Origin of the sequence: Stenotrophomonas sp. Pemsol (assembly GCF_003586545.1) — a bacterium.
Classification (GTDB): Bacteria; Pseudomonadota; Gammaproteobacteria; order Xanthomonadales; family Xanthomonadaceae; genus Stenotrophomonas; species Stenotrophomonas sepilia.
This window is the reverse complement of the sequence record NZ_CP025780.1, coordinates 469742-475816: the sequence shown is the minus strand read 5'-3', so window position 1 is coordinate 475816 and position 6075 is coordinate 469742. Positions and strand designations below refer to the sequence as shown.

General features: G+C 66.6%; 6 protein-coding genes. 3 read left to right on the top strand and 3 right to left on the bottom strand.

What is annotated here, in order from left to right; all coding sequences use genetic code 11:
* Positions 1-443: 443 nt before the first annotated feature.
* Positions 444-1019 carry a TlpA disulfide reductase family protein gene (locus PEM_RS02125; RefSeq protein WP_111129194.1) on the bottom strand — a complete coding sequence of 192 codons (576 nt, stop codon included), beginning with the start codon at positions 1017-1019 and terminating at the stop codon, positions 444-446.
* Entirely contained in the window at positions 1016-2290 is a 1275-nt protein-coding gene (locus PEM_RS02120; RefSeq protein WP_111129196.1) for a YihY family inner membrane protein, read from the bottom strand. The genes PEM_RS02125 and PEM_RS02120 overlap by 4 nt, the downstream gene beginning before the upstream one ends.
* A gap of 77 nt (positions 2291-2367) precedes the next feature.
* Between PEM_RS02120 and wrbA the strand changes: the two genes are divergently transcribed.
* From wrbA to PEM_RS02105, 3 genes are all read left to right on the top strand, one after another.
* A complete protein-coding gene (gene wrbA / locus PEM_RS02115) occupies positions 2368-2961 on the top strand; it encodes an NAD(P)H:quinone oxidoreductase (RefSeq protein WP_053501045.1) in 594 nt (197 codons plus the stop codon).
* Entirely contained in the window at positions 2958-3293 is a 336-nt protein-coding gene (locus PEM_RS02110) for a DUF2069 domain-containing protein (RefSeq protein ID WP_005415388.1), read from the top strand. The genes wrbA and PEM_RS02110 overlap by 4 nt, the downstream gene beginning before the upstream one ends.
* Positions 3294-3372: 79 nt before the next feature.
* Positions 3373-3858, top strand: a complete 486-nt coding sequence (locus PEM_RS02105; protein ID WP_053501049.1) for an asparaginase domain-containing protein — start codon at positions 3373-3375, stop codon at positions 3856-3858.
* A 189-nt stretch (positions 3859-4047) separates the two neighbouring features.
* Here the strand turns inward: PEM_RS02105 and PEM_RS02100 are convergent, their stop codons facing one another.
* Positions 4048-5790 (bottom strand): S8 family peptidase, encoded by a 1743-nt coding sequence (locus tag PEM_RS02100; protein ID WP_053501047.1) that lies wholly within the window; start codon positions 5788-5790, stop codon positions 4048-4050.
* Positions 5791-6075: the final 285 nt, after the last annotated feature.

Sequence of the window (6075 nt, the reverse complement as noted above, 5' to 3'; positions counted from 1 at the left end):
CCATGGGGGCTCGATGGCGCCATCCATGGCGCCAACGGTCCTGCCAACCCACACCCCCCCATCCCCGACGGATTTCCGGTGACGGAGGTAGATCCACGCCATGCGTGGATGAATCTCCATTGAAATCGAATATTTCGACAATTGAACGAAGAGCATCCACGCATGGCGTGGATCTACGTGTCGACCAGGGTCGACACCCACCAAGAGCAGGCCATGCATTCCGACAGATCGCGGCGAACTGTCGAAGGCGGGGTGGGTCCGGTTGCGGGGGCGTGAGCCGCATGGATGCGGCGACCGAGCTTACATGGACGTACTTGCAGCGGCCCCCGCAACCGGACCCACCCCGCCATCCCTCAGGAGACCCGCCGTTGCTTCGGCTGTTGCTCTTGCTGTTGCCTTGGCTCGTAGCGGGTGCAGGGCCGCAGGCCCTGCCGACAAACCCACTACTTGGCAGCCGCGATCTGCTTTTCGATGTCGGCGGCGGTCACCGGGCCAAGGAACGTGTGCGCCAGCTTGCCCTGCGGGTCCAGCAGATGCGTCAGCGGCAGGCCACGCGGCGTGGCGAAGTCGGCCGGCGGATCGAACGGGTCCACGATCACGATCGGATAGGTCACCGGATGCTTGGCCAGGAACGACTGCATCTCCGGCACTTCGATGTCCTCGTAAGCCAAGCCGACCACTTCGATGTTGCTACGCATCGCATGCAGGGCCGACAGCTCGGGCATTTCCTTGCGGCACGGCGCGCACCAGGTGGCCCAGAAGTTCACCACCACCCACTTGCCGCGATGCGCGGCTAGGTCGTAGTCGCTGCCATCCACCGCCTTCATCTTCAGCGTCGGGAACTCGGCGGTGGTGCGCTCGGCCGGGTTTTCCTCGACCGGTGCCGGGGTGCTCGGCGTCGGTGCCTGCGCCGGTGGCTGGCTGCTGGCCGGTGCCGGCTCCTGGGCCGGTTTGCAGGCCGCCAGGGCCAGCAGCAGGGTCAACGGGAGCAGCAGCGGCAACGACGTCTTGCGGGTCATGGGGTGTCTCCAGAGTTGGTATAGATATCACTGACCTTGCGCTTCAGGCGTTCGCGCAGGGGCAGTCGCAGGTCATCCAGCGCCGCCAAGGCGGCACGGCCCAGGCTGTCGTCGCGGTACGGGAGGTGCTGCTCGGCTACCGGGATGCGCAGCTGGGTGCATTCGTAAAGATCGGCCAGGCTGACCTGGTCCAGGTCGCGTGACAGCAGCCACTCGCCGCGCTCATCGCGGCGCAGCAGGTCGATCTCCTGCAGGTTGCAGATCAGGTCCTGCAGCAGTGAATCGGTCAGCATCGGCTCCAGCCGCAGGATCTCGTCATCGGCCAGGCCTTTGCCCTTGGCCCGTGCATGCTGGAAGCGGCCAAGCAGGCGCAGCAGCCCATAGAACTCGTACCCCTGCGGCAGGCGCAGCTCGACCGGCTGGTAGCGGAAGGCGGCCATCGAGGAGGCCAGCGACGCACCCAGCAGCACCGCCACCCAGCACAGGTAGATCCACAGCAGCAGGATCGGCACGAAGGCGACCGTGCCATACAGCTTCTGATAGGACTGGAAGCTGCCCAGATACGCGCCGATGCCCCACTTCACCAGTTCAAGGATGACCGCCGCCAGGATCGCGCCGGGCACGGCATGCCGCCATTTCACCGTGTGGTGCGGTACCACGCGGAACATCAGCGTGATGCAGACGAACTCGATCAGGATCGGTGCCAGCCGCAGCGCCAGTTCGGCCAACCAACGGCCCTCCTGGGTACCGAACAACGGCATCGCGAACACCCTCGCCGATACTGCCAGCGATGCGGCGGCAAGCATCGCGCCCAGGGTCAGCACGGTCCAGTAGACCAGGAAGCGGGTCAGCTTGGGCCGGCTCGAGCCGACCCGCCAGATCTGGTTGAAGGTCTCTTCCACGCTGTTGAGCGTGATCAGCAGTGAGGCGACCAGTGCGATGAAGCCGGCGGCCGTCAGCTGGCCGGCACTGGCCGAAAACTGCCGCAGGTAACCCTCGGCCGCGCGCGCCGCGGAGGGCACGAAGTTGGAGAACACGTAGTCGCTGAGCTGATCGCTCCAGCGGTCGAAAACGGGAAAGGCCGAGAGCACGCCGAATACCACGATGGCCAGCGGCACCAGCGCGAACACCGTGGTGTACGCCAGCGCCGCCGCTGCCTGGAACAGGCGGTCGTCGAGGAAGCGATGCCACAGGAAGCGGCCGAAACTGATGGCCCGTGCGCGATCCCGCGCGCGCTCCATCCACAGGTTGAGCGTATCCAAAGGTTCCATCGGTGGAAGGGTACCCGATGCGGAATGCTCGCAGGATAGCCATACTGGTGGCCACACGACGAGGAGAAGCGGGCACGATGGGCGAGATTCTGGTGCTGTATTACAGCCGGGGCGGTTCGGTGGCACGGCTGGCGCGCCAGATCGCGCGGGGCATCGGCGAAGTGCCGGGCATGACCGCGCGCCTGCGCACGGTGCCGCCGGTGGCCGCAGTGACCCAGACCGCGCAGCCGCCGGTACCCGAAGATGGCGCCCCCTATGTAAGCGTGCAGGACCTGGTCGAATGCCAGGGCCTGCTGCTCGGCAGCCCGACCCGCTTCGGCAACATGGCCGCGCCGGTGAAGCATTTCCTGGATGGGCTGGGCGCCGAATGGGTCAATGGCACCCTGTCCGGCAAGCCGGCCGGCGTGTTCACGTCCACCGCATCCATGCATGGCGGCCAGGAATCGACCCTGCTGTCGATGCAGGTGCCGCTGCTGCACCATGGCTGCGTGATCGTCGGCATCCCGTTCACCGAACCGGCGCTGAGCCATACCACCAGTGGCGGCACACCCTATGGCGCCAGCCACGTAGCCGGTGCCGCCGACGACCCGCAGCCGACCGACGACGAAGCCGTGCTGGCGCGCGCGCTGGGGCGCCGGGTGGCCGGCATCGCGCAGCGGTTGGCCCGATGAGCGCCGCGCCGCGCACGGTCCTGCTGCTGGCCCTGATGGGGCTGGCCGCGCTGTTCGCGGGCTGGTTCATCAATGACAAGCACTGGCTGGCGACCCAGCTGGTGTTCACCGCGCCGCCGCTGGCGCTGGCCATCGCCGTGCGCCTGGGCTGGCGCAAGGCCGGATTCTGGGCCTCGGTACTGGCGCTGGGCTGGTTCAGCCACGGCGTGATGAGCGCCTGGAGCCACCCGGAAACGCGCTGGCTGGCGCTGATCGAGATCGCGCTGGCCCTGCTGGTGATCTTCAGCGCCAGCCTGCCCGGCCTGCGCGCCCGCTTCGGCAAGCAACGCTGACGCTGCGCCCGCTGGGTCGTATCATCTGCATTCCTGGCCCCGCGCCGCAGTACCTGTCCTGGTTTCGCGCATGCACATGATGGAAGAGCTCCTGGTCGTCACCACCGGTGGCACGATCGACAAGATCTACTTCGACGACAAGTCGGACTACCAGATCGGCGATCCGCAGATCGGCATGATCCTGCGCGAGCTGGGCGTGACGTTCCGCTTCAACGTGATTCCGATCCTGCGCAAGGATTCGCTGCACATCAACGATGAGGACCGCGAACTGATCCGCGCCACCATCGCCGCGCAGCCGACCCGGCACGTCCTGGTGACCCACGGCACCGACTCGATGGTGCACACCGGCAAGGTGCTGGCGACGATCCCCGACAAGACCATCGTGATGACCGGCGCACTGAGCCCGGCACGCTTCCGCGGCTCGGATGCCGAGTTCAACATCGGCTGCGCGATCGGTGCGGTGCAGTCGCTGCCGAGCGGCGTGTACATCGCGATGAACGGGCGGATCTTCGACCCGCAGCACGTGCGCAAGAACGTGGCTGCGAACCGCTTCGAGTCGGTCTGAGGAACCGCGTGCCGACCAAGGTCGGCACCTGCCAGAGCACTGTCCTTGTAGTGCCGGGCCATGCTCGGCAACCGCGTGCCAGCGTGGCACAACGGTCGGCAGCCGGAGCAGCCGAGCATGGACTCGGCTCTGCAGAAGCGAAAACGCCCCGGCCGAAGCCAGGGCGTGCCCTTGGAGAGGGACTTGGGCTCAGTACTGGGCGTTGAGGGTCACGCCCGAGAAGGTGCTGTAGGCCTTCACCCGCACATACCATGTGCCGGCGGCAGGGCTGTTGATGGTGCAGGTCTCGCTGTTGCCACTCAGGTACGGACGGCAGGTGTAGCTGGTATCGGTCGGGGCACTGCCCTGGCGCACGTACAGGTCGGCATCGCCGCTGCCGCCACTGATCGTCACGCGCAGCTGGCTGCTACCGGCCGGAACGGCGACGGTGTAGTTCAGCTCGGCACCGGTTGCGGCGCCCAGGCCGGTCACCGGCACGTTGTTCTGCAGCACGTTGCCACCCGGGTTCGGGTTGCCACCGCCGTTGATCGCCGCAGCCACGGCCGCGTTGGCGTCGACGATGCCGGCGCCGCAGCCACCCGAGCAGGCGCCCGGCAGCGGGCGTGCAGTGCTCTTGATGATGCTTTCGACCTGCGCCGGGCTCAGCGGGCTTGGCGCGACCGACTGCATCAGCGCAACCACGCCGGCCACGTGCGGCGCCGCCATCGAGGTGCCGTTGTACGACGCGTAGCTGGCGCTGCCAGGCGTGGTGGTGCCGGTGTTGAGGGTGGACAGGATGCTCTGGCCCGGTGCTGAGATGTCGATGCCGGTGCCGTAGTTGGAGAAGCTGGCACGCGCACCGGCCGAGGTTGTGGCCGCCACGGCAATCACGTTCGGGCAGTTGGCCGGCACCGACGAGGACACGTTGGTGTTGCTGTTGCCGGCGGCGACCACCACGGTGGTGCCACGGCTGACCGCGCCGTTGATGGCGTTCTGGTAGGTGGTGGAGCAGCTGCCGCCACCACCCAGCGACATGTTGATGACTTCGGCCGGATTGGCGTTGGCCGGCACACCACTGACGGTGCCGCCAGAGGCCCACACGATCGCGTCGGCGATGTCGGAGGTGTAACCGCCGCACTTGCCCAGCACGCGCACCGGGACGACCTTGGCATTGAACGCAGTACCGGCCACGCCGGTGCTGTTGTTGGTCACCGCCGCCACAGTGCCGGCGACGTGGGTACCGTGCCAGCTGGAGTTGGAGGCCGGGATGCCCGAGCCGCACTCGTTGGCGCCGTACCAGTCGCCCTCGTCATTCGGGTTGTTGTCGCGGCCACCGCCATCGCGCGCCATCGCGGCATCGCTGATGAAGTCATAGCCAGGCAGGATGTTGGCGTTGAGATCGGGATGGTTGGTGATGCCGGTATCGATCACGGCCACCACCACGCCGGTGCCGGTAGCCTTGTCCCAGGCCGGCTGCACGTTGATCGACGCGTTGGAGGTACCGAAGCCCCACTGCTCGCTGAAGCGGGTGTCATTCGGGGTCAGCGTCGCACGCATGATCTGGTCGACTTCGACGTATTCCACGTTCGGGTCGGCGGCGAGCTTGCGCATCAGCAGCTCGGATTCGGCCTGGTCAAGCGGCCGATCGGTCCTGACCAGGGTCGGGCCAACGGCCAGCTTGCGGACCTCCTGCAGGCCCAGCGCGCGGCCCTGGCTGCTGGCCAGGCCGGCGGCGGCACTCTTCAGCGAAGAGGCCAGTGCGGTGGTGTTGGCCACCGGCGCACTACCGTCGCGGTACTTCACGATGAAGCGCTGGTGCGTCGGCGCGGACTGCAGGCCGCTGAGCTGGACGTCACCGGCCAGCGCAGGCGTGGCCAGCAGCAGCGATGACAGAACGGACGCACCAAGGACCACCCACACTCGACGCACACGCGGTTGCGTTACCTGGGACATCGTATTTCCCTTTCTTGTGGTGTGAATGCCGGAATCGGCAGAAGCACCGGCCCGAACCCTGGGCTGGCTTGCGTTGGCGAGGTTCGAAGTCCGGCGAGTCAGCGGATCCCCCTAACGATCCGCCGTGCAGATGACGCTAATGGCCGAAACCGGACACCACAAGATTTTCAGCGTCTTTTCAGCAAGATGAAATGTTCGTTCTGAGACTTTTCGGGTCGAGGGTTTGTGAAGGTGAAGGAACTTTCTCGTGCCCTGCACAGACCTGACTGGGTCGTCACGTGTCCT

Coding starts and splice junctions, on each gene's coding strand:
- wrbA (WP_053501045.1), top strand. CDS start 2,368: ATGGGCGAGATTCTGGTGCTGTATTACAGCCGGGGCGGTTCGGTGGCA.
- PEM_RS02125 (WP_111129194.1), bottom strand. CDS start 1,019: ATGACCCGCAAGACGTCGTTGCCGCTGCTGCTCCCGTTGACCCTGCTG.
- PEM_RS02100 (WP_053501047.1), bottom strand. CDS start 5,790: ATGTCCCAGGTAACGCAACCGCGTGTGCGTCGAGTGTGGGTGGTCCTT.
- PEM_RS02110 (WP_005415388.1), top strand. CDS start 2,958: ATGAGCGCCGCGCCGCGCACGGTCCTGCTGCTGGCCCTGATGGGGCTG.
- PEM_RS02120 (WP_111129196.1), bottom strand. CDS start 2,290: ATGGAACCTTTGGATACGCTCAACCTGTGGATGGAGCGCGCGCGGGAT.
- PEM_RS02105 (WP_053501049.1), top strand. CDS start 3,373: ATGGAAGAGCTCCTGGTCGTCACCACCGGTGGCACGATCGACAAGATC.